Origin of the sequence: Polaribacter sp. Asnod6-C07 (genome assembly GCF_045063625.1) — a bacterium.
GTDB lineage: Bacteria > Bacteroidota > Bacteroidia > Flavobacteriales > Flavobacteriaceae > Polaribacter > Polaribacter vadi_A.
The window spans coordinates 3,551,633-3,578,097 of sequence record NZ_JBEFOF010000005.1; the positions used below are offsets into that span (position 1 = coordinate 3,551,633).

Consider the following 26,465-nt stretch of genomic DNA (forward strand, 5'->3'; position numbering starts at 1 on the left):
ATGTTAAACATTTCTAACAACCAATTAAATAAGACTGTAGATTTAAAAAAGTTTAAATCTGGTAAAAATATTTTTGCTAAAAATTATTACAAGTCTTTTAATAAATTTTTACTTGCAGCAGCAATCTTCGGGTTTATTACCCTCTTTTTACCTTGGACACAGAATATTACTGGTAATGGTTTGGTAACTACATTAACACCAGATCAAAGACCACAAACTATTCAATCTCAAATTCCTGGAAGAATAGAACAATGGCTGGTAAAAGAAGGAGATACTGTAAAAAAAGGTGACGTTATTTTAAGAATATCCGAAGTAAAAAGCGATTATTTTGATAACAAATTAATAGAAAGAACCAATGAGCAGATTAATGCAAAAACCTCTTCTGTAAATGCTTATCAATTTAAAGTAGAAGCTTTAGACAGACAAATAATTGCTTTAAAAGAAGAACGAAAACTAAAACTAGAACAAGCCCAAAACAAATTACTACAATCAAAATTAAAAGTAAAAAGTGATAGTATAGATTTTGAGGCAGCAAAAACAAATATTAAAATTGCTGAAAGACAATTTACCAGAACTCAAACCTTACAAAACGAAGGTTTAAAAGCTGTAAAAGATGTTGAAGAAAAACGTTTAAAATTACAAGAAACTCAAGCGAAATTAGTTGGAAAAGAAAACAAATTATTAGCTACAAAAAATGATGTTTTAAATGCTAAAGTTGAAATATCTAGAGTAAAAGCAAGCTATGCTGATAAAATTTCGAAAGCAGAAAGCAATCGTTTTACAGCACAATCTAGTGGTTATGATGCTAAAGCACAGGTTTCTAAATTAGAAAATAGTAATAGTAATTACAAAGCAAGAAATAGTTTATTAAATGTTACTGCTCCTTTTGATGCGATTATTAACAAGGCTTTAAAAGGCGGAATTGGAGGTACCTTTAAAGAAGGTGAAGGTTTAGTGGGTATTATGCCAATTAAATACGATTTAGCTGTAGAAACTTTTGTAAGACCAATAGATTTACCTCTTTTACATATTGGTGAAGAAGTTCGTGTTCAGTTTGATGGTTGGCCAGCAATTGTATTTTCTGGTTGGCCAAATGTTTCTTACGGAACTTATGGAGCAAAAGTAGTTGCCATAGAAAATTTTATAAGCGATAATGGAAAATATAGAGTGCTTTTAGCACCAGACGAAACAGATCATAACTGGCCAGGTGCAATTAGAGTTGGTTCTGGTGCAAAAACAATTGCTCTTTTAGAAGATGTACCAATTTGGTTTGAACTTTGGAGACAATTAAACAGCTTTCCTCCTAATTATTATCAACCTGATACCAATAACAAAGGAAAAACGGACAGCAAAAAGAAAAAATAACAGCAATTCATTTTTAGATTTTAAATCGATGAAAAATTACATTTTAACACTGTTTTTATTGATGTTCGCTACATTTTCTGCACAAGAAAAAGTAACGTCTGTGATGAGCTTATCAGAATATTTAAGCTATGTAAAAAAATATCACCCAATTGTAAAACAAGCAAATTTAGTAATTAATAATAGCGAAGCTAAATTACTGAAAGCAAGAGGTGCTTTTGATCCTAAAATTGAGATTGATTTTAATCAAAAGAAATTTAAAGAAAAAGAATATTATAATAAATTAAATGGCGCTTTTAAAATACCAACTTATTATGGATTAGAGTTTAAAGCTAACTTTGAAGATAATGAAGGCGAATACCTAAATCCAGAATATACAGTGCCTACAGATGGTTTATATGCTGTTGGTGTTTCTGCTTCTTTATTAAACGGTTTGCTAATTAATAAAAGAATGGCAGCTTTAAAACAAGCAAAATTCTATATAAATCAAGCAAAAGAAGAGCAACAAATATTGGTAAATGAAATTTTATACAATGCAGCTCTCTCCTATTTTAACTGGTTAAAAAACTATAATGATAAATTGGTTTATGATGATTTTTTAGAAAATGCAAACATCCGTTTTAAGACTACAAAAAGAGCTTTTCAAGAAGGTGAAAAACCTGCTATAGATACTTTAGAAGCTGGCATTAATTTAAACAATAGAAAACTAAATTTAGAAAAAGCACGTATTAAATTAGTGAAAGCATCATTAGAATTGTCTAATTTTCTTTGGATAAATGATAATACACCTGTTGAACTACAAGACCATATAATTCCTGATGTTTCTACTTTAGATAAAGTGGATACCACTTTTAATATTGCGCTTTTTAACAATGCTAATTTTGATATTAACAATCATCCAAAAATTAAATCTTTAGAATTTAAAATACAGAGTTTAAATATTGATAAAAAACTAAAAAAAAACAACTTATTACCAAAATTAGATGTTCAGTATAATTTTTTAACAGAAACTCCAGAACTATCTAATTCTTTAAATATTAACAATTACAAAGCTGGTCTAAATTTTAAATTACCTATTTTTTTAAGAAAAGAACGTGGAGATTTAAAACTTGCAAAAACCAAATTACAAGATGCTAAACTAGAAAATGAAGCCACTAAAATATCCATCAAAAATAAAATAAATGGTTTACAACAAGAATTAGAATCTTACATTATCCAAAGTGAATATATTACCAATATTGTAAGAGATTACGACACTTTGTTAAAAGCAGAAGAACGTAAATTCTTTTTAGGAGAAAGTTCTTTGTTCTTAGTGAATTACAGAGAATCTAAATTGATAGAAACCAAATTAAAAGCTAATGAATTAGAAAATTCTTTCTTTAAATCTAAAGCCAATTTGTTTAAAGCAGCAGTAATTTCTTTTGTTGAATAGATTTTAATTAAAATTATAAATTTTCTTAATTTTTGTTATTAGTAATAAAGATAATTTTATACTTTTATTTTTATATAAAACTATCCCCCAAACAAAATGCTAAAAAGAAAATTTACTTTTTTTATTATTTTATCTTCCTTATTTTTTTCAAATACTATTATTGGGCAACAATCTATTGCAAAACAATGGAATGAACAACTACTAGAAGCTATTAGAAACGATTTTGCAAGACCAACAGTACATGCAAGAAATCTATTTCATTCTTCGATTTTAATGTACGATGCTTGGGCTATTTTCGATGATATTGCAGAACCTTTTTTTTTAGGCAAAACATTTGGCGGTTTTACAACAAATTACACACCTATTGCAACACCTACTAACAAAGAAGATGCTACTAAAATAGTATTAAGCTATGCCGTTTTAAGACTACTTTTACATCGATTTTTAAACTCGCCAAATAATACTGAAACACAAACAAAATTAGAAGTTTTTTTTGATAGTCTAGGCTATGATAAAAACTTTGTTTCTACAGATTACAGCACTGGTTCTTATGCAGCATTAGGCAATTATATGGCAGAAAAGATGATTGAATTTGGGCTACAAGATGGTTCAAATGAAATAAATGAATATGAAAATAAATACTACAGTCCTGTAAATGATGTTTTAGATTTAGAATTTTATAGAGATAATTCACATATAAATCCTAACAGGTGGCAACCATTATCTTTTAGCACTTTTGTAGATCAATCTGGTAATTTTTTTGAAAGTTTTACTCCAGAATTTTTAAGTCCAGAATGGGGTGAGGTTACACCTTTTTCTTTAAAAAGTGAAGATCTAGAAATTTTAAATAATGGTTTTAATTCTTATGTTTACAACAATCCTGGTGCACCAGTTTATATACAAAATTCTAATGAAAATGGGATAAACGATCCTTATAAATGGAATTTTGCATTAGTTATTGCTTGGTCTGCACATTTAAATCCGCTTTCTGAAGATTATATAAATATTTCGCCTAATACTATTGGTAATATAGATTTTTCAAGCTTCCCTTCTACTTTTTCAGAATACAAAGATTTTTACAATTTTACTGATGGTGGAGATATAGGAAAAGGCCATTTACTTAACCCCAAAACAAATTTGCCTTACGAAGATAATTTTGTTAAAAAAGGAGATTATACAAGAGTTTTAGCAGAATTTTGGGCAGATGGTCCAGATTCAGAAACACCTCCTGGTCATTGGTTTACTATTTTAAATTATGTAAGTGATCATCCAGAATCAAAAAAAACATTTGGTTCTTCTTCAAGAGAATTATCTGCTTTAGAATGGGATGTAAAAAGTTACTTTACGTTAGCTGGTGCAATGCACGATGCTGCAATAAATACTTGGGGAATTAAAGGTTATTACGATTATGTAAGACCCATTTCTGCAATAAGATATATGGCTTCTAAAGGGCAAAGCACAAACTCAAATTTACCAAATTACAATCCACATGGTCTACCACTTATTAATGATTTAATAGAAATTATAGAAACAGGTGATGCTCTTGCAGGTTTTAGCAATGAAAATCTTGGTAAAATAAAAGTGAAATCTTGGAAAGGTCCAGATTATATTACAAACCCTGAAACAGATTTAGCTGGTGTAGATTGGATTTTGGGCACAAATTGGTGGCCATATCAACGTCCTTCTTTTGTTTCTCCTCCTTTTGCTGGATATCTTTCTGGGCATTCAACTTTTTCTAGAGCAGCAGCAGAAATTTTAACTCTCATTACCAATGATGCTTTTTTCCCTGGTGGAATAGGTACTTTTGATGTTACAAAAAATGAATTTTTAGTTTTTGAAGAAGGACCATCAGAAAGTTTCACCTTACAATGGGCAACATACAGAGACGCATCAGACCAAACAAGTTTATCTAGAATTTGGGGTGGAATTCATCCACCAATAGATGATATTAAAGGAAGAATTATTGGTAATAAAATTGGAATAGACGCTTTTAATTATGCTTCTGGTTTTTTTAATGAAACTCTAAGCAGTAACTCAGAAAAAATTACAAATAACTTTAATATTTTTCCTAATCCTATTGTAAATGATATTACAATAAAAACCAATTATAGTAATAGTTTTAATATTGATGTTCTTGATATTTTAGGTAAAAATATTTTAAATAAAAAAAACATTAAATCAAACGAAAAAATAGAAATTAAAAATATAAAATCGGGTATTTATTTTTTAAAAATTAGTGATAACAATAATAAAGTATTACTCACAAAAAAAATTATAAAATAAACTAAGATCAATGTAATTTTAATCATCGTCATCCAAAGTAAAAAAATCATTTACAGAAATTTTAAAAACAGCCGATAATTTTAGTGCTAAAACAGTAGAAGGCACATACCTGTTTTTTTCAATAGAGTTAATCGTTTGTCTAGAAACACCAATTTTTTTTGCCAAATCATCTTGAGTTAAATCTAAAATGGCACGTTGTACTTTTAAAGTATTTTTCATATTAACGATTCATTCTTTTTAGTTGCCAAAAGAACATCAATTGTACAATCAACATAAAAAATAATACCTGAAAATAATTAAATCCTTTTAGGGTTTCATTTTCATCGAACAATAATCCTACTCCATAATTAATTAAAGGTTGCACCAAAGAATACACAATGGCTAACAGAAAAGCTAACCTGTAAGATTGCGATCTTAAACTATCTATAAATTCATCTTCTTCTTTACTTTTTGATAAAGAAATTATCAATAAACCAACCAACAAAAAGGCTTGTAATACTGGTCTTATCCATTCTGAATTGTCTATAAACTTTCTACCAAGCATTAAAACAAAAGCAGAAATTGCAATTATTAATCCGATTTTTTTATACTGATAACCCAATTGAAACTTGTTCATTTTCTCTAACTGACTTCGTTCTCTTTCACAAATTGACTGTTTAGACATCTTATTTATTTTACAAATTGACAAATATATTTATTATAATGACAAATATACTTTACATTTTAAAATTACACAAATATTTTTATTACATTTATAACATCAACTAACCAAACTTTTAAATTATGGCAACAACTACAAAACCTTCTAAATCTTTCTGGATAATTACTGTTTTAGCACTTATCTGGAATGCAATGGGTGTGCTTGTGTATTTAGGACAAGCTTTTATGACTGATGATATGAAAGCGCTAATTCCTGCAGATCAATTAAAATTAATAGAAAATACTCCTTCTTGGGTAACAGCTGCTTTTGCTATTGCTGTTTGGTTTGGTTTACTAGGGTGTATTTTACTTTTAGTACGCAAAAAAACAGCACATAAAGTATTAATCATTTCTTTATTAGGTGTATTAGTACAAACAGCTTATTCATTTTTTATGACAAATGCTTTAGAAGTTTATGGCAATACAGGTTTAATTCAGCCAATTATAACTATTTTAATTAGCTTTTACTTAGTATTTTTTGCTAAAAAAGCAGAAAATTCCGGAATTTTAGCATAGCAACAAACAAATTTATTTATTCGAATAAAGCCACCAAAAATTCAGCAACACAAGCTGGTTTTTGTTGGTTTTTTATTTCTATAGTACAAGAAAAAGTTATTTTAATTCCGTTGTTTTTTAAATCTTCTATATCTTTAATTGAAGAATGCATTCTTAACTGACTATTTACAATTACAGGATTTGGAAAACGGACTTTATTTAAACCATAATTTAAGCCCATTTTTACAGATTTAATTACAAAAGTTTCTTCTAACATTCTAGAAATCATAGCTACAGACATAAAACCATGAGCTACAGTACTTTTAAAAGGGCTCTCTTTCTCTGCCCTTTTTTCATCAATATGAATCCATTGTTTATCTAAAGTTGCATTTGCAAAATCATTAATCATGGTTTGAGAAATTGTATACCAATTTCCAACAGGCAACTCCTTACCTATCATCATTTTAAAATTCTTAAAATTTGTAAATTCTAATGGCTTCATATTAGTTTTTTTTTAACTTTTTTATCATTATAATGCTATTTCAATTGATTAAATTAGACAAATTTTTTCAACTATGAGACCAATCCTACTTTTTCTTACATTTTTATCAATTTCAATTTACGGCCAAGACAATCCAAAATGGATGAGACATTCCTCAATTTCTCCTGATGGAACACAAATAGCTTTTACATATAAAGGCGATTTGTATAAAGTGAATGCTAATGGAGGAACTGCAAAACAACTTACTTATCATAATGCGCACGATTACAAGGCAATTTGGAGCAAGGACGGTTCTAAAATCGCTTTTGCATCCAATAGATATGGTAATTTTGATATTTATGTAATGAATGCTGATGGTGGAGCTGCAACAAGATTAACTTTCCATTCTAATGATGAAATTCCGTTTTCTTTTTCTTCGGATGACAAAAATGTAGTTTTTGGAGCTTTAAGACAAGATGATGTAAATCATAGACAATATCCACATCGTTCACAATCTGAATTGTATAGTGTTCCTGTAAATTCTGGAAGAGTGTCTCAAATATTTACAATTCCTGCAGAATATATACAGTATTCTAAAGATGGAAAAACAATGTTATATCATGATAAAAAAGGAGGCGAAAATGAATGGAGAAAACATCATACATCTTCTATAACTAGAGACATTTGGTTGTATGATGCAAAAACAGACAGTCATAAAATGATAACTTCTAACAATGCAGAAGACAGACATCCATTTTTTACTACTGATGAAAAAAGCATGTATTATTTAAGTGAAAGAAGTGGTTCTTTTAATATTCATAAAATGAATTTAGCATCTAAATCTGATGAAAAACTAACCAACTTTAGTTTACATCCTGTTCGTTTTTTAAGTGTAGCAAATGGAGTAATTTCTTTTGGTTATGATGGAGAGTTGTATACTATGAAAGAAGGTACATCACCAGAAAAAGTAGACGTAAAAATTATTACTCAAGATAAAGAAAATACAGATAAGTTTGTTTCTGTAAATGGCGGAATTCAAGAAATGTCAGTTTCGCCAAATGGTAAAGAAATTGCTTTTATTGCCAGAGGTGAAGTTTTTGTAACTTCTGTAGACAAATCTTTTACTAAAAGATTAACAAATACTCCCGAAAACGAACGTTTTGTTTCATGGGGACCAAAAGGAACATCAGTAATTTACAGTAGCGAAAGAAATGGAAAATGGAGTGTTTTTAAATCTGAAAAAATCAGAAAAGAAGAGCCTTTTTTCTACGCTGCAACTTTAGTAAAAGAATCTTCTTTAATAGAAAACAAGCTAGATAATTACTTGGCAGAATATTCACCAGATGGAAAAAAAATAGCTTTTATAGAAGGCAGAAGAACACTTAAAATAGTAGATATTGCTTCTAAAAAAGAAACTACACTTTTAACTCCAAAAGACTTATTTCATATGAGAGATGGAGACAAATACTTTACTTGGAGTCCAGATAGTAAATGGTTGTTGGTAGATTGGAGCAAAACTTTAAGCAATAGTGAAGTACTTTTAATGGCAGCTGATGGCTCTAAAAGAATCAATTTAAACGAAAGTGGGTATTATGATTATTATCCTAAGTGGGTAAATGGAGGAAAACAAATGTTGTGGTTTAGCAATAGAAACGGATTAAAATCTTATGCAACTAGTGGTCGTTCTCAATCTGACGTATATAGTATGTTTTTTACACAAGATGCTTGGGATGAATTTAATTTAAGTGATGAGGATTACAAATTAATGCAAGCCATTAAAGAAGTAGAGAAAAAGAAAAAAGAAGAAGAAAAGAAAGATAAAAAAGACGACAAAAAATCGAAGAAAAAAGATAGCAAATCAAAAGACGATAAAAAAGAAGACAAAACAAAAACACTTGAGTTTGATTGGGCAAATATGAAAGATAGAACCAAAAGATTAACCATTCACTCTTCTAGTTTAGGTGATGCTGTGTTGTCTAAAAAAGGTGATTTTTTATATTATTTAGCAAGTTTTGAAGGTAAATCAAATCTTTGGAGCACTAATTTAAGAACCAAAGAAACAAAAATGTTAATGCCTCTAAACACACGTTCTGGAAGTTTACAATGGGATAAAGAAATGAAAAACCTTTATTTACTAAGTAGTGGAAGAATAACAAAATTAAATCCTGCAAGTAAAAAACGAGAAGGTGTTTCTATAAAAGGTGAAATTTTATTAGATGAATATGCAGAAAGAAAAGCTATGTTCGATCATGTCTGGATTCGTACAAATGCTATTTTTTATCACCCAGATTTTCACGGAATTAATTGGGGTAAAATGAAAGAAGAATATCAAAAATATTTACCACATATTTCTAATGGTTACGAATTTTCTGAAATGTTATCAGAAATGTTAGGAGAATTAAACGTTTCTCATGCAGGGGCAGGTTATAGTGGTAGCAACGTTTCTAACCCAGATGCAACAGCATCTTTAGGTATTTTTATGGATTACGATTTTAAAGAAGGTGGAATTTTAATTGATGAAATAATCTCTGGAGGACCTTTAGACAAAGCCAAACTTAAGATTGAAAAAGGAAATATCATCAAAAAAATAAACGGAATAACAATTGCAGATAACGAAGATTTAGCAAAATACCTGAATAGAAAATCAGGAAAATTTATGTTATTAGAAGTTTTAGATCCAAAGACAAAGAAAACTCAAACGATTACTGTTAAGCCAATTTCTTTAGGTGCAGAAAGTAGGTTATTGTACAATAGATGGGTAAAAATCAATGAAAAAGAAGTAGAAAAAGAAAGCAAAGGTCAATTAGGCTATGTTCATATTCCTGGTATGAGTGATGGCCCTTATAGAAGTATTTATCAAGATATGATGGGTAAATATGCTGATAAAAAAGGAGTAATTATAGATACTCGTTTTAATGGTGGTGGAGATTTAGTTGCAGATTTAGCAATGTTTTTTACTGGTGTTCCTTTTATTACTTATGCAACAGAAGCTAAAGTTGTGGGTGGTGAACCTACTTCTAGATGGACAAAACCAACACTATCTATTTTTAACGAAAGTATGTATTCTGATGGGCATTGTTATGCTTCTGGATATACTGATTTAAAAATAGGAAAGACAGTTGGTATGCCAGTTCCAGGAACTTGTAGTTTTGCAGGTTGGGAAGGTTTACAAAATGGTGGTTATTGGGGTGTTGTACCTGTAAGTGCTAAAAATAAAGCTGGTGAATGGATGGAAAACAACCAAACTGAACCCACAATTAAAGTTAAAAATATGCCTGGTAAAGTTGATAATGGAATTGATGAACAGCTGATTCGTTCTATTCAAGAGCTCTTAAAAGATGTGAAATAAATTTATAGATTTACATAAAAAAAAAGCGAAACTTTACAGTTTCGATTTTTTATTATTTTACAAATAAATCATCTTTAATTTTGGGCAATTCTAAATGAAATTTTACCGCAATTAATCTAATAATTACGATTATAGAAGCTGAAATGATAAAAACAATATTTTCAGAAAGTTCAAAGTAAGAAAGGCTTAAATAAAAAACTCCACCAATTAAACAGGCAGAAGCATAAATTTCTTTTTCAAAAATTAACGGAACTTTGTTTGTTAAAACATCTCTTAAAACGCCACCAAAAACGGCAGAAATCATCCCCATAATTATGGCTATAATTGGATGTAAATTAAAACTTAACCCTTTTTGTAAACCCAATAAAGTAAAAACGCTTAAACCAATAGTATCAAACAAAAAAAGAGTTTTACTTAAAAATGCAATTTTTCTTTTAAATAGAAAAGTTAAAACAACAGCAGTTAAAATTGTCCATAAATAATTTAAATCGCCAATCCAATTTATAGGATGTGCATCAATTAAAACATCACGCAACATACCACCACCAACAGCAGTTACAAAGGCAATAATAATTACACCAAATAAATCGAACTTTTTATTAGAAGCTACCAAAGCTCCACTAATTGCAAATGCAAAAGTTCCTAATATGTCTAAAACATAAATTAGTTCCATTTACACAGTAACTTCAGTAAACTTTATGTTTAATTCTTTCTGAAGTTGTTGCACTCTTTCTAATTCATAAGGCAAAACTAAAGCTAAAGAAACACCAGTTTTTCCTGCTCTTGCAGTTCTTCCAGATCTATGTGTATAATAATCTGTTTGCTCTGGTAATTGATGATGAATTACAAACTCTAACTCTTTTACATCAATTCCACGTGCAGAAACATCCGTAGAAATTAAATACTGTAAACTTTCATTTTTAAAAGCACGCATTACTTTATCACGTTCTTTTTGTTGCATATCTCCTTCTAGTGCTGCTGCAGAAAAACCTTCTTCTATTAATTGTTTGGCTAAATTTTGAGCACCAGCTTTAGTTCTACAAAAAATAATACCTCTTTGAGCCTCTCTTTTTTCTAGAAAAGTAATTATTAAATCTGTTTTTTCTTTAATGGTAGTTTTTACAAAATGATGTCTAATGTTTTCATTTACCAAAGATTTAGGGTTTATCTCTACTCTTGGTGCATTTCCATCCATATAAGTTTTAATAATCTTCTTAATTTCTTCTGGCATAGTAGCAGAAAATAACCAAGTTTTTCTATCTAACTTTGTTGTAAATTTTAAGATTCTATTTAAATCTTGCTTAAAACCCATACTTAACATTTCATCAGCTTCGTCTAAAATCACTGTTTTTACGTGGCTAATGTCTATTGCTCCTCTTTCAATCAAATCTATTAATCTACCAGGAGTTGCAACTACAATATGCGTTGTTCTTTTTAAATTATTCATTTGTCTGTCAATCTTTTCGCCACCAAAAACGGCTTCTAAAAAGATACGTTCATCAACGTATTTTGTAAACTTGAATAATTGTTTTTTTATCTGCTGTACTAATTCTCTTGTAGGCGATAAAATTAAGGCTTGAATATGCTCTGAACTAGCATCAATTTGATGTAAAACTGGCAAACCAAAAGCCGCAGTTTTCCCTGTTCCTGTTTGAGCTAAACCAATAAAATCTGTAGTTGATTTTAATAAAATTGGTATTGTTTTTTCTTGGATTTCAGTTGGCTTAGAAATCCCTATTTCTTTTATTGATTTTATATAATCTTTACGAATTCCGAGTGCAGAAAATGTTGACATTGTTTCTTAATTTTGTGCAAAGATACTTTTATTAATGTGTAATGACACAAATTACATAAATTGCTCAAAAAAATAGTCAAAATGAATTTTAGTTTTAGAAAGGTTTTATTGTAGGAATTTTTAAATTATAATAATTTAATTCTGTAATACTTTTAAAACATCTTCTCTAATTCTTGCTGGCTTAAAAGTTTTTGAATTTAACATTACCCATGTTGTTTTTGCTTTTACTAATAATACATCTTCTTTATAAAACTCCATTAAACGCACAGATGTTATTCCTCTGGTTTCACCTACCCAAGTTTTAACAGTAATTTCATCACCTAAACCAGCTTGTTTTAAGTAATCAATTTCGTGCCTCATTACAACCCAAACATATTGTGGCAAAGGATTCTCTTTAGTTAAAAAAGACCAATGAGTTGTAGCAATTTTATCCATCCATTTTACATAAACTAAGTTATTTACATGTTCTAGATTGTCTATGTCTTCTACAGAAACAGTAATATTTAATGTAAATATATTTTCCTTTTTATTCATTATACAAACATATATATTTTAATATATCTTTAACAATAATAAAACTTAGAATTCGCCTTAACCTTTAATTATTGATGATCTTTGTAAATTCTTATGGCAAAATTAGCAAACGAATTAGGTACAGAAAAAATAAATAGTTTATTGATAAAACAAGCAGTTCCTGCAACAATAGGGATTCTTGTAATGTCTTTAAATATGATTGTTGATACTATTTTTGTTGGGCAATGGGTAGGTGTTTTAGCAATTGCAGCCATAACTGTAGTTTTACCAATTGCCTTTTTAATTTCTTCTATAGGTATGGGAATTGGAATTGGAGGAAGCTCAATTATTTCTAGAGCTTTAGGAGCAGAAAACTCTGAAAAAGCTTTTTTAACTTTTGGTAATCAGATTTGTTTAACACTTATTTTAGCTATTGTCTTTGTACTTTTAGGTAACTTTTTTAGTGTACCTATTTTAAATTTATTTGGTGCAAAAGGAGATATTTTACCAATTGCATCAGAATATTTTGCAATGGTAATTTTTGGAGTGCCATTTTTGGCATTTGCAATGATGGGAAATCCTGTAATTAGAGCAGAAGGAAAACCTAAATTTGCAATGTATGCAATGATAATTCCAGCAATTTTAAACATTGTTTTAGATGTTGTTTTTATCAAGTTTTTTGATTGGGGAATGACTGGTGCTGGTTTAGCCACTTCTATTTCTTTTGCAAGTATTGGTTTGTATATTTTATATTTCTTTTTATCAAGCAAAAGTGAACTAAAAATTATACCGAAAAATTTTGCTTTAAATGGTAAAATTGTTCGAGAAATTGTAGAATTGGGTGGAGTTTCTGTGGTAAGACAAGGAGCCATTAGTGTGTTAATGATTGTTTTAAATTACTCTCTTTTTACGTATGGTGGAGAAATTTCAATCTCAATTTTCGGAATTATAAATCGTGTAATGATGTTTTCATTATCGCCAGTTATGGGAGTTTCTCAAGGTTTTTTACCAGTTGCAGGTTTTAATATTGGTGCTAAAAAGAATGATCGAGTTAAAGAAACCATTAAAAAATCCATTTATTTTGGATCGATATTAGGTACTATCATTTTTCTAGCAATTATTCTATTTAAAGAGCAAGTAATTCAAATTTTCACAAATGATATTACACTTTTACAAGAAACACCAAATGCAATGCTTATTGTATTTATTGCAACTCCAATTATAACCATGCAATTAATTGGTTCTGCCTATTTTCAGGCAGCAGGAAAAGCGATGCCAGCTTTATTTTTAACGCTTTTAAAACAAGGAATTTTCTTAATTCCTTTAGCGTATATTTTACCAAAATATTATGGGGTTGCTGGGGTTTGGTGGTCTTTTCCTATTGCTGATATTTTATCTACTTTAGTAACGGTTTTGGTTTTAAAAAGAGAGGTTGATAAAAATTTGATTTCTGCTTAATTATAAAATAGAATACTTTTAGGTAAAAACTTGGTGAAATTTGTTTTGTATCCGTTAACTAAATCAAAGACTCTCCATTTAAATTGGTAGTTAAAATATCGCTAAATAAATTAAAAAAAGGACGCAAAGCTTTAAAACTTTCATCTACTTGATCTATAAAATCTTCGGATAAAACTTCTGCATCTGTAAAGTTTTTAGTGGCAATAAAACCTTTTTTACGCAATAAATCTATATCTGGATGTGCTTTATCAAAACCTCTTGGTGCTGTTTTTAATTCGCTAAAACTATCAAATTTATTTCCAAAATGTTTTTGATAAGTTGCATCTTCCAAAATCTCTTTAATTTCTGATGCATCTTGTTCTATTTCTTTTCTAATTCTAAATAAATCGTCTTTGTTGGGTTCCCAAAATCCGCCAGCTAAAAAAGATTCTCCTGGTCTTATTCTTAAAAAATAACCTCCTCTTAATTCTTTGCCTAATCTTGAATATGAATTTGCAAAATGTGCTTTATAAGGTGTTTTATCATCAGAAAAGCGAACATCTCTGTAAATTCTCATCATCTTCGATTTTTCAATTTCATCATGTTCAGATAATCTATCATTTATAGCCAAAAAAACTGACTTAGCATTTTGTTGTGCTTCTGTATATTTTGGTTTATGCTCTGCAAACCAATCTCTATTATTGTTTATATGTAAATCTTTTAAAAATTGAAAAGTAGATTTTTCTAGTTGCATTCTAATTAAATTTAAAAACTCAAGTTACAAAATAGATTTGTAACTTCGATTTTGAAATGCATCAAAAAACAAAAGACATTCAAAAAAGGTATGATGGTTTTTTACAAACTGCTAGTTTGTGGAAAAGTAATGTTGTATTAGAATTGCATCAATTTAAAATTGAACCCAAATCAGTAAAAATTGATATTAATATTGATGAAAAACTAAGATTAGGTAAATATATAGAACGTTTTGTTTCGTATCAATTAGAACAAGAAAAAGATATTAATATACTTTGTGAGAACATTCAAATTCAGCAAAACAAAATAACTTTAGGTGAATTGGATTGTATCATCAAAAAAGATGAAAAACCAATTCATTTAGAAATTATTTATAAGTTTTATTTGTTTGATGACTCTGTTGGAACTACTGAAATTGAACATTTTATTGGCCCAAACAGAAAAGATACTTTGGTTGAAAAACTAATTAAACTGAAAGAAAAACAATTGCCACTACTCTACTCTAATGAATGTAAAAGTTATTTAGAGAGTATCAAATTATCATCAGAAAAAATAACTCAACAAGTGTATTTTAAAGCACAATTGTTTGTGCCTTACTCGTATAAAAATATACAATTAAAAACTTTAAATACTGATTGTATTGGTGGTTTTTACATCAACCAAAAAGAACTAAAAGCATTTAATGATTGTAAGTTTTTTATCCCAAGTAAAAAAGATTGGTTGGTAAATCCTCATCAAAATGTAAAATGGTTAAATTTTACTGATTTTAAAGAAGAATCTGCAGAATATTTAGTCAGAAATTTCTCTCCTCTTTGTTGGATTAAAAAAGAAAATGGAGAAATTTTTAAATTTTTTCTGGTTTGGTGGAACTGATTTTAACATCAGCAATAAAATTTATTTCATAAAAAAAAAGGAACTCAAAAAATGAGTTCCTTTTTTTATCCTTATTAAAGTTATAACTTAATTAGTTATTTCCTTCATTGTTGTCATCTTTAGAAACTTTGTTCCAAATTTTAATTTCGTCAGTTTCAGAAACTCCGTCTAAAATTTCTACGTTTACACCATCAGAGGTTCCTAGTTTTAAAGTTCTTTTTTCAAAAGTACCTTCACCAGTTTTTACTTCTACATAAGGCTCTTCAGTTTTCTTATCGAACTTTAATAATGCTTCTTTAATAGATAAAACACTGTCTTTTTTCTCTAAAACAATGTCTGCATTTGCACTATAACCAGCTCTAATAAAATAGTTATCATCTAAAGAAACATCCGCTTTAATTTTAAACTGAACTGCACCAGATTCTTCTGTACCTTTAGGCGCTATAAAGTTTAATTTTGCAGGAAACATTTTACCTTCTATAGCACCAATAGAAACTTCAATATCAGAACCACTTACTAATTTACCAACTTCAGATTCATCTACTTTACCCTCAAAAATCATTTTACTCATATCTGCAATAGATGCAATAGTTGTACCTGCATTAAAGTTGTTAGATTGTATTACTTGGTCTCCTTCTTTAACCGGAATTTCTAAAATTGTTCCAGACATTTGAGCCATAATATTTGTGTTTGCAGAACCACCAGAACCTGCAGAACCTTTCTTGATAATCATATAATCGTTTTGAGCATTTTTTAAATCTTGCTTTGCTTGATTATAAGTTAATTCTACATTTTCGAATTCTTGTCTAGAAATTACACCTTTATCGAATAAATTTTTATTTCTTTTGTAAGAAATTTCTGCATTACTCAAGCTAATTCTAATATTATCTACTCTACCTTTTGCACTAATTAAAGATTGCTCATTAGGTACAACTCTTACAGTTGCAATTAAATCACCTTTCTTTACTTTAGAACCTTCTAAAAGCATTATTTTATCGATAATACCTGTAATTTGTGGTTTAATTTCAATTTCTTCTAAAGGAGTTACTTTACCAGTAGCTACCGTTTTTTTAACAATTGTAGTTTTAAAAGGCGTTTCTGTTTCGTATTCTACAATACTGGTTTTGTTCTTTTTTCCGAACCAAATTAACGCTGCAATAAAACCTATTGCTATGATAATTAAAATAATTTTTGCTCTTTTACTCATGATGTAGTTAATTGATTTTTTTTATTCTTCTCTTAATGCTTCTATTGGTTTTACTACTGTTGCCATATGTGCAGGTATTAAGCCTATCATAGTACCTAATACAATTAATGTGGCAAATGCTATAAATATAATTGGTATGTTTACTGTTGGGTTTATTAATATGGCATCATCTCCTTGCCCTAAAAAGTTATCTATTAAAAATAAAATAAAACCACCAAATACAATACCTAACATACCAGCTATTGTTGTTAGAAAAACTGATTCTAATATTATTTGCTGACGAATACTTTTTGGTGTTGCACCCAAAGCACGTCGAATTCCGATTTCTTTTGTACGTTCTTTTACTGTTATTAAAAGGATGTTACCAATTGCAAAAACCCCAGCAATTAAAGTTGCAATACCTACAAACCAAGTTAAAAACTGCATACCTGTTAAAAAACCAGTTACTTTACCTATTTCTTTACCCAAATTAACACTACCAAATGCTCTTTTATCTTCTGGATGTACTTTATGTAAACCTTTTAAAGTTAAAAGAATATCAGTTTCCATTTGCTCAATATCTGTACCTTCATGAGCAGTAATCATCATCCAATCTACTTTATTAGCAGTGTTATATACTTTTCTAAATGTTGTAAAAGGTATGTATGCTGTGTCACCATCAAAATCTATAGTATTTGATGGTTTATAAACCCCAATAACTTTATAATTTATACTGTTTATTTTAATGTACTCTCCTATTGGCATTTCTCCTTTATCAAACAATTGTTTGTACATATCTTCGGATATAACAGTTACTTTTGAATTTAAAAGGATATCATTTCCATTTAAAAAGCGTCCAAATATCAATTGTTTTTTTTGGATTTGATCTAAAACAGGATAATCTCCACTAACTCTAAAATCACCAGATTTAAAATTGTGTACAAGTAAATTATTAGTTTGATTTCTGGGTGCTAATAATTGAATTTCATCTGAAAATTCTGATTTTAAAACTTCAATATCATTCATTGTTAAACGAAATCTTCTACCTTCTTGAAAACCTTTAAAAGGTGTATCTGTAGACTGTGTCCAAACAAAAACACTATTAGTTGCAAAGTTACCAAACAGTTTATTAAAACCATTTTCCATTCCTCTTGCTGCACCTAAAAGCACAACTAAAAGAAAAATACCCCAAAGCACACCAATAATTGTAATTACGGTTCTCATTTTGTTTTTACGAATGCTTCCGTAAATTTCTTGCCAAGTATCTGAATCAAATAAAAACTTCATAATTAGTCTGCTCTTAATGCTACAATTGGTTTAATATTTGCTGCTCTTTTTGCTGGCACATAACCTGCAATTAATCCTGATAGTACTAAAATAATTGTTGCTCCTATTACAATACCAGGACTTACACTTGGGTCTTTAATAAAGTAGTCATCTTCTAAACTATCACCAATTAAAGACAATATATAGGTACCTAAAGACAAGCCTAAATAACCAGCAATTGTTGTAATTAAAACAGATTCTTGAACAACCATACCTACAATAGATGATGGTTTTGCACCTAATGCTTTTCTTATCCCAAATTCTTTGGTTCTCTCTTTTATTACAAAAATCATAATGTTAGAAATACCTATAATACCTGCAACTAAAGTACCAGAACCAATTAAAATTACAATTGCATATAAAGCACCCATAAATTGACCAACGCCTTTATTTGCTTCTGCCATATTTCTAACAGAAAGTGCACTTTGATCATCTGGATGAATACTTAATTTTTTACGTAAATCACGCTCCATTTTATTACCAAAAGCAACTGCAGCATCTAAGCTTAAGTTTGGGTCATAACCCAATGCCATTTGACTAATATAGTCGTTATTACCGTAAATCATTTGTGCTGTGGTTAAAGGTATAAATGCTTTTCTTTCTTCATTATCTCCTCCTTCATCAGAAAAAATACCAATAATTAAATATGAACTTCCGTTTACATTTAAACGTTTTCCTAAAGCAGGTCTTTCTCCAAATAGATCTTCTTTTAACAATCTACCAATAACAATTACTTTAGATTTTTCTTTAATATCTCTTTCATTTACATACCTACCTTCATCAATAATAGTTTTCTCTAAAAATTGATGATCAGGATGTATAGCCATAACACTGTAATTATCAGCGTTATTTTTATATTTTAATACAAAGTTTTTATATATTCTTGCAGATTGATATTGTAATTTGTCGCCAAATTCATCTTTTACAAAATCATAATCATCGTTCTTTAATTGAACTCTTCTACCAGTTTGTAATCCTTTATAAGGTTTTGATGTTTTCCAAACACGAACAAACATTGCATTTTGAGCATCATCTGCAAAAGCACCTTTAAAAGTGTTACTTAAACCACTAACTATACCAAAAAGCAGAGTGAATAATAAAATGGCAAAAGCTACAGTAAAACCAGACATTACAGAACGTAATCTGTTTTTATTGATACTTTGAAAAATTTCTCTCCATCTGTCTAAATCAAACATAATTATACTGCTTTAGACGCTTTGGTTAATTCATCACTAATTATAAGACCATCTTTTAAACGTACAATTCTTTTGGTTTGTTCTGCAACTTCTTCTTCGTGTGTAATTACAAAAACCGTCATTCCTTCATCATTAATGTCTTTTAACAAGTCCATTACAGAATCTGTAGTTGTAGAATCTAATGCTCCAGTTGGCTCATCTGCTAAAACTACTTTTGGTTTGGTTACTAAAGCTCTTGCAATGGCAACACGTTGTTTTTGCCCTCCAGAAAGCTCGTTTGGTAAATGGTTTGCCCAATCTTTTAAACCTACTTTTTCTAAATAATCTAAAGCAATTTTTAAACGATCTTTTCTATTCATACCTTTATAATACAAAGGTAAAGCAACATTTTCTAATGCTGTTTTGTATGAGATAAGGTTAAAAGATTGAAAAATAAATCCTAAGAATTTGTTTCTTAAAAGAGCGGCTTTTTTCTCATTCATATCCTTAATAAGCTGACCATTTAAATAATAATCACCTTCGTCATGAATATCTAATAAACCAACAATATTTAATAATGTAGATTTTCCTGAACCAGAAGAACCCATAATAGAAACAAACTCGCCTTCTTTTATGTGTAAATCAATTCCTTTAAGTACGTGCAAAGAATCTTTTCCTATCGGATAAGATTTGTGTAGTTTTTCTATTCTAATCATTTGGTTTGGTTAATTTAACTACTAAAGTATTGAATGCTAATGATAGCCTTTATTAATATTATGTTAAAAGCTATTGCAAATTAACAATACAAACATAAGACGTTAGAATTAAAAAAATGTTACAAGGTTTTTTAAAAAAAGTTAAAGTAATTTTGTTTTTTTACTTTGTAAACTGATTTTATGGTTGATATTCCTTTAAATAAAAAATTAATTCTTTTTGATGGTGTTTGCAATCTGTGCAATAATTCCGTTTTAAAAGTAATAAAATACGATAAGAAAAATACTTTTATTTTTACTGCTTTACAATCTGAAACAGGCAAAAAAATTACAAGTCAATTAAATATAGATACTCAAAAAGTTGATTCAATTATCTTATACGAACCTGGCATTTCTTATGATATAAAATCTACAGCCGCTTTAAATATAATGAACGATTTTGGTGGAATTTGGAAAATAACCCAATTAGGTTTTCTTTTTCCTGAGTCTTTCAGAAATTTCATTTACGATTTTATTGCAAAAAACAGATACAAATGGTTTGGCAAAAAAGAAAGCTGTTTGATACCAACCATAGAATTAAAAGCTAAATTTTTAAATTAAAATGATAATACCAAAAGAAATTAAATGCGTTATTTTTGATATGGATGGAGTAATCATTGACTCAGAAGAAATCCATAAAAAAGCATATTATGAAACATTTACTTCTATTGGAGTTGATGTATCTCCAGAACTTTATAAAACGCTCACAGGATCATCAACAATAAATACTTTTCAGAGATTAATAGCGCATTATAATTTAGATTTAAAGCCAGAAGATTTAGTAATAGATAAAAGAAAAAGATACGTAAATTTCTTTGAAAACGACCCAACTTTACATTTAGTAAAAGGTGTAGAAGAACTTATAAAACATTGTTACAATAAAGGGTTAACTTTAGTTTTAGCCTCTTCTTCTGCTATGGTAAATATTGATAGAGTTTTTAATCGTTTCAATTTAAACTCTTATTTTAACGCTAAAATTAGTGGTGCAGATTTAACTGAATCTAAACCACATCCAGAAATCTTTGAAAAAGCAGCAATTTTAGGAAAAACACCTAAAGAAAACTGTATTGTTATTGAAGATTCTGATAACGGAATTAAAGCCGCAAATGATGCTGATATTTTCGTCTTCGGATTTAAAAACCCTATGGTTGCAGATCAATCTTTAAAAAATGCTGATTTTGTTATTGATGACTTTAATACTTTAAAAGCTCTTTTGTAACTTTATTTTTTTTCACCTAAATATTCTTCAATATCATTTATATGGTGTTGCAATGCCTTAGCAGAAATCTGAATTTCTTTTATCAGCAAAGCTAAAGAAATAAGTAACAGAATTAAACCAATACCAAAAGCCCAAACAGCAATGGTATAAAAACCAATGTAAATTAAAAACATTGTTAATACACAGAATAACAAACTTGTAATGCCGAAAATTTGCATATACCTTGTTAAATTTAATCTTGTTTTTAAATTTTTAATTTGCCTTAGCAAAGAATCATCTTTTTTTTCTAAATATCTATCATGTAAACTTCTAATGACAGATGCATAAGCCAAAAAACGATTTGTATAAGCAAGCATTATTAATGAGATTGCCGAAAACAATAATGCAGGTGTAGTTAATGTTAGTTGTTCCATATATAACATCAAAAATAAAGAATAATTTCTATTATAAGATAAGCTTTAAATTTTTCTCTATTTTTGAAATATGAAAAAATTTCTTTTAATAATAATTCTAAGTTTCAATTTTACTTTAAGTGCACAAAAACTACCAAAAGGCTTTGTATATTTAGCTGATGTTGATGCCAGTATTCAAAAAGAATTACGCTATTTAAGTAACAATAACTTTATAGGTAAACCTATTGATGGCTATATAAACAATTGCGTTATTGTTAGTAAAGAAACTGCAGAAGCTTTAAAAAAAGTGCAGACTATTTTAAACAAAAAAGGTTTAAGTCTTAAAATTTTTGACGCTTACAGACCACAACAAGCTGTAGATCATTTTGTAAGATGGGCAAAGGTTTTGAATGATACTTTAATGAAACAGCAATATTATCCTAAAGTACCAAAATCACAATTATTTAATTTGGGTTATATCGCATCAAAATCTGGACATACAAGAGGTAGTACAACAGATTTAACTATTGTTGATAAAAAAACAGGTGAAGAATTAGATATGGGAAGTCCATTTGATTTTTTTGGTATTGAATCTCATCCTTTCTATACAAATATCACAAAAAAACAAAAAGAAAACAGAATGCTATTAAGAAAAGTTATGCTAGCTAATGGTTTTAAACCTTACGATCATGAATGGTGGCATTTTACCTTAAAAAATGAACCTTTTCCTAAAACGTACTTTAATTTTCCTATTCAATAACAATTTTAACAAAACTGAAACAGCTTCAAAAAAAATCGGCATTATATTTGTGTTATTCTTGCCAGAAATTTAAAAATATGAAACTAATTTTAAAATATTTAACGATTATTTTTTGTGTATGTTTTACTACAAAAATAGCTGCTCAATTAGACACAAATAAAGGTACTGAAGAAAAAGGTAAAACTAAATCTATTGTTTTAAAAAACTCTAAAGAAATAAATAAACCAAAATCTATCGAAATAAATGGAACAGAAGGTTTTCAAAAAGCTTATGATGCAGAAAAAGAAAAGCTAAAAAAAGAACAAAAAAAAGACAATTTAAAAAATAAAGGAATTCTTTCTCAAGCAAAATTAAACGAGCAACGCTTTTTAAAATCTTTCCAAAAAATTAACGGTAAATATATAATACCAAAAATAGACCAAGATTTAGGTAGTTTTAGAACTAGTTCTAAAAGTGTAAATATTATTTGTAGAGATTTCCAATATCCTGATGGAGATAGAGTTACTATTTTTGTAAACGATGTTCCATTAATTTACAACATACTTTTAAAAACAAGTTATCAAAAATTTAATATTCCATTAAACGTAGGTATTAATAAAATTGCATTTAAAGCATTAAACCAAGGTTCTTCAGGACCAAATACAGCTGCTTTTAAGGTTTATAATGATGCTGGTATGCTAATTTCATCTAACGAATGGAATTTAGCTACAGGTGCTAAAGCAACTTTAGTTATAGCAAAAGACAAATAATCTATATTTCTTTAGTTTTTTGCTGTAAATTTTAAAACACAAGTTTTTTTATTCTTTATAAAACCATTATTTTTGTCATTAAGATTATTTACGTAAGTTTATAATCTAACAAAAAATAACAACAAACACTAAAGAATGAAAAAAATCACCAAACAAACCTATTTAGATTGGTACAAAGACATGCTTTTCTGGCGTAAGTTCGAAGACAAGTTAGCATCTGTTTACATTCAGCAAAAAGTAAGAGGATTCTTACACCTGTATAATGGACAGGAAGCTATTTTAGCAGGAGCATTACATGCAATGGATTTATCAAAAGATAAGATGATTACCGCTTACAGAAACCACGTACAACCAATTGGTATGGGAGAAGACCCTAAACGTGTTATGGCTGAATTGTATGGTAAAGCTACAGGTACCTCTAAAGGTATGGGTGGTTCTATGCACATTTTCTCTAAAGAATTTGGTTTTTATGGTGGTCATGGAATTGTTGGTGGTCAAATACCTTTAGGAGCAGGAATTGCTTTTGGAGACAAATATAAAGGTAGTGATGGTGTTACTTTAACTTGTTTTGGTGATGGTGCTGCAAGACAAGGTTCTCTACACGAAGCTTTTAATATGGCTATGTTATGGAAGTTACCAGTAATTTTTATTGTTGAAAATAACGGTTATGCAATGGGTACTTCTGTTGATAGAACTGCAAATCATACAGATATTTGGAAACTTGGTTTAGGTTATGAAATGCCTTGTGGACCTGTAGATGCAATGAACCCAATTAAAGTTGCAGAAGCTGTTGATGAAGCTATTCAAAGAGCAAGACGTGGTGATGGACCAACTTTCTTAGAAATGAAAACTTACAGATACAGAGGTCACTCAATGTCTGATGCTCAACACTACAGAACAAAAGACGAAGTAGAAGAGTATAAAAAAATTGATCCTATAACTCAAGTAAAAGATATTATCTTAGAAAAAGGTTATGCAACAGAAGAAGAAATTTCTGTAATTGATAAAGAAGTAAAAAGTAGAGTAAAAGAATGCGAAAAGTTCGCAGAAGAATCTCCATATCCAGAAACTCAACAGTTATATGATATGGTTTATGAACAAGAAGATTATCCTTTTATAAGTTAAGATATGGCTACAGTAATAAATATGCCGCGTTTAAGTGACACCATGGAAGAAGGTGTTGTGGCACAATGGTTAAAGAAGGTTGGAGATAAAGTCGAAGAAGGTGATATTTTAGCAGAAATAGAAACTGATAAAGCTACAATGGAATTTGAGTCTTTCTATGAAGGTACTCTACTACATATTGGTATTCAGGAAGGTGAAACTTCTCCTGTCGATAAACTTTTAGCCATTATTGGTGAAGAAGGTGAAGATATCTCTGCTCTTTTAAATGGTGAAGCAGAACCAGCAAAAGAAGATAAAGTAGAAGAAACAAAGGAAGAAACTACTTCTGAAGCTTCAACTACAGATAATGTTGCTGTTCCTGAAGGTGTCAATGTAATTGCTATGCCTCGTTTAAGTGATACAATGACAGATGGTACAGTAGCTTCTTGGTTAAAGAAAGTTGGAGATAAAGTTGAAGAAGGTGATATTTTAGCAGAAATTGAAACTGATAAAGCAACTATGGAATTTGAATGTTTCTATGAAGGAACAATCTTACACATTGGTGTTCAAGAAGGTGAAACTGCTCCTGTAGATAGTTTACTTACAATAATTGGACCAGAAGGAACTGATGTTTCAGCAATTATAGCTAGTGGTGGTAACACTCCTGCTGCTGCAGAAAAATCTGCTCCAAAAACTGAAGAAAAGAAAGCAGAAAAACCTGCTGCTAAAGTAGAAGAAGCAAAACCTACAACAACTACTAGTACTTCTAATGGTCGTGTGTTTGCATCTCCATTAGCAAAGAAAATTGCTGCTGATAAAGGTTTTAATCTTGCTGATATTTCTGGCTCTGGAGAGAATGGTAGAATCATTAAAAAAGATGTAGAAAACTTTACTCCTGCAGCTAAAGTAGAAGCTAGTGCTGCAACAACAACATTTATTGCTGCTGGTGAAGAAAAATCTGAGGAAGTTAAAAATTCTCAAATGCGTAAAGCAATTGCAAAATCTTTAGGTAACTCTAAATTTACTGCTCCTGATTTCAGTTTAAATATTGAGGTTGATATGGACAATGCAATGGCTTCTCGTAAAACAATCAATGCAATTCCAGATGTAAAAGTATCATTTAATGATATGGTTGTTAAAGCCTGTGCAATGGCATTAAAAAAACATCCACAAGTAAATACTTCTTGGTCAGATGCTAATACAATTTATCACAGTCATATACACGTTGGTGTTGCTGTTGCTGTAGATGATGGTTTATTAGTACCAGTTATTAAACATACAGACTCTTTAAGTTTAACTCAAATTGGGGCTGGTGTAAGAGATTTAGCTGGTAAAGCAAGAAATAAAAAATTAGCTCCTGCAGAAATGCAAGGAAGTACTTTTACTGTTTCTAATTTAGGGATGTTTGGTATTCAGAATTTTAATTCTATTATTAATCAACCTAATTCAGCAATTTTATCTGTTGGTGCAATAGTCCAAAAACCTGTTGTTAAAGATGGGCAAATTGTTGTTGGTAACACAATGAATTTAACTTTAACTTGCGATCACAGAACTGTTGATGGTGCTGTTGGTGCTCAGTTTTTACAAACTTTAAAAACGTTTATAGAAAACCCTGTTACAATGTTAGCATAGTTTCTGTAAAACATTTATAATTTATAAAAACCTAAACTTAATTGTTTAGGTTTTTTTTGTACCACAAAACATCAAAGTCAAGTTATAAATAAGAAAAAAACATAAAAATTTAAGCTTTAAATTAAATTTGAAGAAGATCGATTTAAAACATAATCTTCAAACAAAATGTATAAACTAAAAGTTTATAAAAATTAACTAATTCTACAAATATTAACTGTTTGTAATTTTAATAATAGTTTTATCATACAAGCATAAAATAAATATTATGTTTAGTATTATAGCTAATATACTGATATGTAAAAATTGTTTGATGAATCACAATAAAATACCCAAATATTGGATTAATCATTATTGAATATGGTGCCAGAGAAAATATTTATCAGTAAAATAGTGCTTTATTAGAAAACCAATGAGTAATTATTTTCTTGAGTCAGTACAAACAATTTATCATGAAACTCCTTGAAAAATCATTAAAAAAAGTCAATTTATTTGGTCTTCTTATCCAGAATATTTTTGATTATTATGTAACTAATTTCAAATAAAAGTCTAAATCATAAAGGATAACTCTAGTTTTATATATTACTCATTTAAAAAATATAAAAAAACAGAAGTCAAAATTTAAACATATTTTCACCAATTTAGAAAAAGTAACATTTTTAAATCAGCGGAAAAAATTATAACTAAAAACAGTCTGATAA

General features: G+C 29.0%; 25 protein-coding genes. 13 read left to right on the top strand and 12 right to left on the bottom strand.

What is annotated here, in order from left to right; translation table 11 throughout:
• The 3 genes from ACJJVK_RS15475 (at position 1) to ACJJVK_RS15485 (ending at position 5,077) form a co-directional block, all read left to right on the top strand.
• Positions 1-1,365: an HlyD family secretion protein gene (locus ACJJVK_RS15475; RefSeq protein WP_405567616.1), complete on the top strand. Its 1,365-nt coding sequence runs from the start codon at positions 1-3 to the stop codon at positions 1,363-1,365.
• Between the two features lie 28 nt (positions 1,366-1,393).
• Positions 1,394-2,794, top strand: a complete 1,401-nt coding sequence (locus ACJJVK_RS15480) for a TolC family protein (RefSeq protein ID WP_405567619.1) — start codon at positions 1,394-1,396, stop codon at positions 2,792-2,794.
• A 96-nt stretch (positions 2,795-2,890) separates the two neighbouring features.
• Positions 2,891-5,077, top strand: coding sequence for a T9SS type A sorting domain-containing protein (locus ACJJVK_RS15485; RefSeq protein ID WP_405567621.1), 2,187 nt, complete (start codon positions 2,891-2,893; stop codon positions 5,075-5,077).
• A gap of 18 nt (positions 5,078-5,095) precedes the next feature.
• Here the strand turns inward: ACJJVK_RS15485 and ACJJVK_RS15490 are convergent, their stop codons facing one another.
• Together ACJJVK_RS15490 and ACJJVK_RS15495 are read right to left on the bottom strand one after the other, a co-directional pair.
• Complete coding sequence (locus ACJJVK_RS15490) at positions 5,096-5,296, bottom strand: helix-turn-helix transcriptional regulator (RefSeq protein WP_405567624.1); 201 nt, start codon at positions 5,294-5,296, stop codon at positions 5,096-5,098.
• 1 nt (position 5,297) lies between these two features.
• Complete coding sequence (locus ACJJVK_RS15495) at positions 5,298-5,741, bottom strand: hypothetical protein (protein WP_405567625.1); 444 nt, start codon at positions 5,739-5,741, stop codon at positions 5,298-5,300.
• A 119-nt stretch (positions 5,742-5,860) separates the two neighbouring features.
• Between ACJJVK_RS15495 and ACJJVK_RS15500 the strand changes: the two genes are divergently transcribed.
• Entirely contained in the window at positions 5,861-6,292 is a 432-nt protein-coding gene (locus ACJJVK_RS15500; RefSeq protein ID WP_215994796.1) for a hypothetical protein, read from the top strand.
• 16 nt (positions 6,293-6,308) lie between these two features.
• Here the strand turns inward: ACJJVK_RS15500 and ACJJVK_RS15505 are convergent, their stop codons facing one another.
• Positions 6,309-6,773, bottom strand: a complete 465-nt coding sequence (locus ACJJVK_RS15505; protein WP_405567627.1) for a MaoC family dehydratase — start codon at positions 6,771-6,773, stop codon at positions 6,309-6,311.
• Positions 6,774-6,846: 73 nt separating this feature from the next.
• Between ACJJVK_RS15505 and ACJJVK_RS15510 the strand changes: the two genes are divergently transcribed.
• On the top strand, positions 6,847-10,101 hold the full coding sequence (locus tag ACJJVK_RS15510; protein WP_405567629.1) for a S41 family peptidase: 3,255 nt from the start codon (positions 6,847-6,849) through the stop codon (positions 10,099-10,101).
• 52 nt (positions 10,102-10,153) lie between these two features.
• Here the strand turns inward: ACJJVK_RS15510 and ACJJVK_RS15515 are convergent, their stop codons facing one another.
• From ACJJVK_RS15515 to ACJJVK_RS15525, 3 genes are all read right to left on the bottom strand, one after another.
• Entirely contained in the window at positions 10,154-10,774 is a 621-nt protein-coding gene (locus tag ACJJVK_RS15515) for a trimeric intracellular cation channel family protein (RefSeq protein WP_215994799.1), read from the bottom strand.
• The gene (locus ACJJVK_RS15520; RefSeq protein ID WP_405567632.1) at positions 10,775-11,896 is read right to left on the bottom strand and encodes a DEAD/DEAH box helicase; all 1,122 of its coding nucleotides are present in this window, start codon (positions 11,894-11,896) and stop codon (positions 10,775-10,777) included.
• A 135-nt stretch (positions 11,897-12,031) separates the two neighbouring features.
• A complete protein-coding gene (locus ACJJVK_RS15525; RefSeq protein WP_405567635.1) occupies positions 12,032-12,430 on the bottom strand; it encodes an acyl-CoA thioesterase in 399 nt (132 codons plus the stop codon).
• Positions 12,431-12,523: 93 nt separating this feature from the next.
• On the opposite strand from ACJJVK_RS15525, the gene ACJJVK_RS15530 reads away from it, so the two are divergent.
• Positions 12,524-13,867, top strand: coding sequence for an MATE family efflux transporter (locus ACJJVK_RS15530; protein WP_405567637.1), 1,344 nt, complete (start codon positions 12,524-12,526; stop codon positions 13,865-13,867).
• Between the two features lie 58 nt (positions 13,868-13,925).
• On the opposite strand, the gene ACJJVK_RS15535 is transcribed toward ACJJVK_RS15530, so the two are convergent.
• On the bottom strand, positions 13,926-14,600 hold the full coding sequence (locus ACJJVK_RS15535) for a DUF2461 domain-containing protein (protein ID WP_405567640.1): 675 nt from the start codon (positions 14,598-14,600) through the stop codon (positions 13,926-13,928).
• A 56-nt stretch (positions 14,601-14,656) separates the two neighbouring features.
• On the opposite strand from ACJJVK_RS15535, the gene ACJJVK_RS15540 reads away from it, so the two are divergent.
• Positions 14,657-15,472 carry a DUF1853 family protein gene (locus ACJJVK_RS15540; RefSeq protein ID WP_405567643.1) on the top strand — a complete coding sequence of 272 codons (816 nt, stop codon included), beginning with the start codon at positions 14,657-14,659 and terminating at the stop codon, positions 15,470-15,472.
• Between the two features lie 91 nt (positions 15,473-15,563).
• On the opposite strand, the gene ACJJVK_RS15545 is transcribed toward ACJJVK_RS15540, so the two are convergent.
• Genes ACJJVK_RS15545 through ACJJVK_RS15560 form a run of 4 tightly spaced genes read right to left on the bottom strand, consistent with a single transcriptional unit; the run spans position 15,564 to position 19,875 of the window.
• Positions 15,564-16,679, bottom strand: coding sequence for an efflux RND transporter periplasmic adaptor subunit (locus ACJJVK_RS15545; protein ID WP_405567646.1), 1,116 nt, complete (start codon positions 16,677-16,679; stop codon positions 15,564-15,566).
• Positions 16,680-16,700: 21 nt separating this feature from the next.
• A complete protein-coding gene (locus ACJJVK_RS15550; protein WP_405567648.1) occupies positions 16,701-17,945 on the bottom strand; it encodes an ABC transporter permease in 1,245 nt (414 codons plus the stop codon).
• Between the two features lie 2 nt (positions 17,946-17,947).
• Positions 17,948-19,180, bottom strand: a complete 1,233-nt coding sequence (locus tag ACJJVK_RS15555; protein WP_405567650.1) for an ABC transporter permease — start codon at positions 19,178-19,180, stop codon at positions 17,948-17,950.
• A gap of 2 nt (positions 19,181-19,182) precedes the next feature.
• On the bottom strand, positions 19,183-19,875 hold the full coding sequence (locus ACJJVK_RS15560; protein WP_405567653.1) for an ABC transporter ATP-binding protein: 693 nt from the start codon (positions 19,873-19,875) through the stop codon (positions 19,183-19,185).
• 180 nt (positions 19,876-20,055) lie between these two features.
• On the opposite strand from ACJJVK_RS15560, the gene ACJJVK_RS15565 reads away from it, so the two are divergent.
• Together ACJJVK_RS15565 and ACJJVK_RS15570 are read left to right on the top strand one after the other, a co-directional pair.
• Entirely contained in the window at positions 20,056-20,472 is a 417-nt protein-coding gene (locus ACJJVK_RS15565) for a thiol-disulfide oxidoreductase DCC family protein (protein WP_405567654.1), read from the top strand.
• Between the two features lies 1 nt (position 20,473).
• Positions 20,474-21,130: an HAD family hydrolase gene (locus tag ACJJVK_RS15570; RefSeq protein ID WP_405567657.1), complete on the top strand. Its 657-nt coding sequence runs from the start codon at positions 20,474-20,476 to the stop codon at positions 21,128-21,130.
• A gap of 2 nt (positions 21,131-21,132) precedes the next feature.
• Here ACJJVK_RS15570 and ACJJVK_RS15575 read toward each other — a convergent pair whose 3' ends face one another.
• The gene (locus ACJJVK_RS15575) at positions 21,133-21,543 is read right to left on the bottom strand and encodes a DUF2721 domain-containing protein (protein ID WP_215994811.1); all 411 of its coding nucleotides are present in this window, start codon (positions 21,541-21,543) and stop codon (positions 21,133-21,135) included.
• A 70-nt stretch (positions 21,544-21,613) separates the two neighbouring features.
• On the opposite strand from ACJJVK_RS15575, the gene ACJJVK_RS15580 reads away from it, so the two are divergent.
• The 4 genes from ACJJVK_RS15580 to ACJJVK_RS15595 all read left to right on the top strand — a co-directional run bounded on the left by ACJJVK_RS15580 (position 21,614) and on the right by ACJJVK_RS15595 (position 25,767).
• Positions 21,614-22,282: a M15 family metallopeptidase gene (locus ACJJVK_RS15580; protein WP_405567661.1), complete on the top strand. Its 669-nt coding sequence runs from the start codon at positions 21,614-21,616 to the stop codon at positions 22,280-22,282.
• A 77-nt stretch (positions 22,283-22,359) separates the two neighbouring features.
• Positions 22,360-23,031, top strand: a complete 672-nt coding sequence (locus ACJJVK_RS15585; RefSeq protein ID WP_215994813.1) for a hypothetical protein — start codon at positions 22,360-22,362, stop codon at positions 23,029-23,031.
• Positions 23,032-23,166: 135 nt separating this feature from the next.
• Positions 23,167-24,156 carry a pyruvate dehydrogenase (acetyl-transferring) E1 component subunit alpha gene (pdhA, locus tag ACJJVK_RS15590; protein ID WP_215994814.1) on the top strand — a complete coding sequence of 330 codons (990 nt, stop codon included), beginning with the start codon at positions 23,167-23,169 and terminating at the stop codon, positions 24,154-24,156.
• A gap of 3 nt (positions 24,157-24,159) precedes the next feature.
• The gene (locus tag ACJJVK_RS15595) at positions 24,160-25,767 is read left to right on the top strand and encodes a 2-oxo acid dehydrogenase subunit E2 (protein ID WP_405567664.1); all 1,608 of its coding nucleotides are present in this window, start codon (positions 24,160-24,162) and stop codon (positions 25,765-25,767) included.
• The last annotated feature ends 698 nt before the right edge of the window (positions 25,768-26,465 follow it).

Coding starts and splice junctions, on each gene's coding strand:
- ACJJVK_RS15505 (WP_405567627.1), bottom strand. CDS start 6,773: ATGAAGCCATTAGAATTTACAAATTTTAAGAATTTTAAAATGATGATA.
- ACJJVK_RS15595 (WP_405567664.1), top strand. CDS start 24,160: ATGGCTACAGTAATAAATATGCCGCGTTTAAGTGACACCATGGAAGAA.
- ACJJVK_RS15560 (WP_405567653.1), bottom strand. CDS start 19,875: ATGATTAGAATAGAAAAACTACACAAATCTTATCCGATAGGAAAAGAT.
- ACJJVK_RS15525 (WP_405567635.1), bottom strand. CDS start 12,430: ATGAATAAAAAGGAAAATATATTTACATTAAATATTACTGTTTCTGTA.
- ACJJVK_RS15540 (WP_405567643.1), top strand. CDS start 14,657: ATGCATCAAAAAACAAAAGACATTCAAAAAAGGTATGATGGTTTTTTA.
- ACJJVK_RS15510 (WP_405567629.1), top strand. CDS start 6,847: ATGAGACCAATCCTACTTTTTCTTACATTTTTATCAATTTCAATTTAC.
- pdhA (WP_215994814.1), top strand. CDS start 23,167: ATGAAAAAAATCACCAAACAAACCTATTTAGATTGGTACAAAGACATG.
- ACJJVK_RS15485 (WP_405567621.1), top strand. CDS start 2,891: ATGCTAAAAAGAAAATTTACTTTTTTTATTATTTTATCTTCCTTATTT.
- ACJJVK_RS15575 (WP_215994811.1), bottom strand. CDS start 21,543: ATGGAACAACTAACATTAACTACACCTGCATTATTGTTTTCGGCAATC.
- ACJJVK_RS15480 (WP_405567619.1), top strand. CDS start 1,394: ATGAAAAATTACATTTTAACACTGTTTTTATTGATGTTCGCTACATTT.
- ACJJVK_RS15585 (WP_215994813.1), top strand. CDS start 22,360: ATGAAACTAATTTTAAAATATTTAACGATTATTTTTTGTGTATGTTTT.
- ACJJVK_RS15545 (WP_405567646.1), bottom strand. CDS start 16,679: ATGAGTAAAAGAGCAAAAATTATTTTAATTATCATAGCAATAGGTTTT.
- ACJJVK_RS15570 (WP_405567657.1), top strand. CDS start 20,474: ATGATAATACCAAAAGAAATTAAATGCGTTATTTTTGATATGGATGGA.
- ACJJVK_RS15515 (WP_215994799.1), bottom strand. CDS start 10,774: ATGGAACTAATTTATGTTTTAGACATATTAGGAACTTTTGCATTTGCA.
- ACJJVK_RS15520 (WP_405567632.1), bottom strand. CDS start 11,896: ATGTCAACATTTTCTGCACTCGGAATTCGTAAAGATTATATAAAATCA.
- ACJJVK_RS15580 (WP_405567661.1), top strand. CDS start 21,614: ATGAAAAAATTTCTTTTAATAATAATTCTAAGTTTCAATTTTACTTTA.
- ACJJVK_RS15475 (WP_405567616.1), top strand. CDS start 1: ATGTTAAACATTTCTAACAACCAATTAAATAAGACTGTAGATTTAAAA.
- ACJJVK_RS15550 (WP_405567648.1), bottom strand. CDS start 17,945: ATGAAGTTTTTATTTGATTCAGATACTTGGCAAGAAATTTACGGAAGC.
- ACJJVK_RS15490 (WP_405567624.1), bottom strand. CDS start 5,296: ATGAAAAATACTTTAAAAGTACAACGTGCCATTTTAGATTTAACTCAA.
- ACJJVK_RS15500 (WP_215994796.1), top strand. CDS start 5,861: ATGGCAACAACTACAAAACCTTCTAAATCTTTCTGGATAATTACTGTT.
- ACJJVK_RS15555 (WP_405567650.1), bottom strand. CDS start 19,180: ATGTTTGATTTAGACAGATGGAGAGAAATTTTTCAAAGTATCAATAAA.
- ACJJVK_RS15530 (WP_405567637.1), top strand. CDS start 12,524: ATGGCAAAATTAGCAAACGAATTAGGTACAGAAAAAATAAATAGTTTA.
- ACJJVK_RS15565 (WP_405567654.1), top strand. CDS start 20,056: ATGGTTGATATTCCTTTAAATAAAAAATTAATTCTTTTTGATGGTGTT.
- ACJJVK_RS15535 (WP_405567640.1), bottom strand. CDS start 14,600: ATGCAACTAGAAAAATCTACTTTTCAATTTTTAAAAGATTTACATATA.
- ACJJVK_RS15495 (WP_405567625.1), bottom strand. CDS start 5,741: ATGTCTAAACAGTCAATTTGTGAAAGAGAACGAAGTCAGTTAGAGAAA.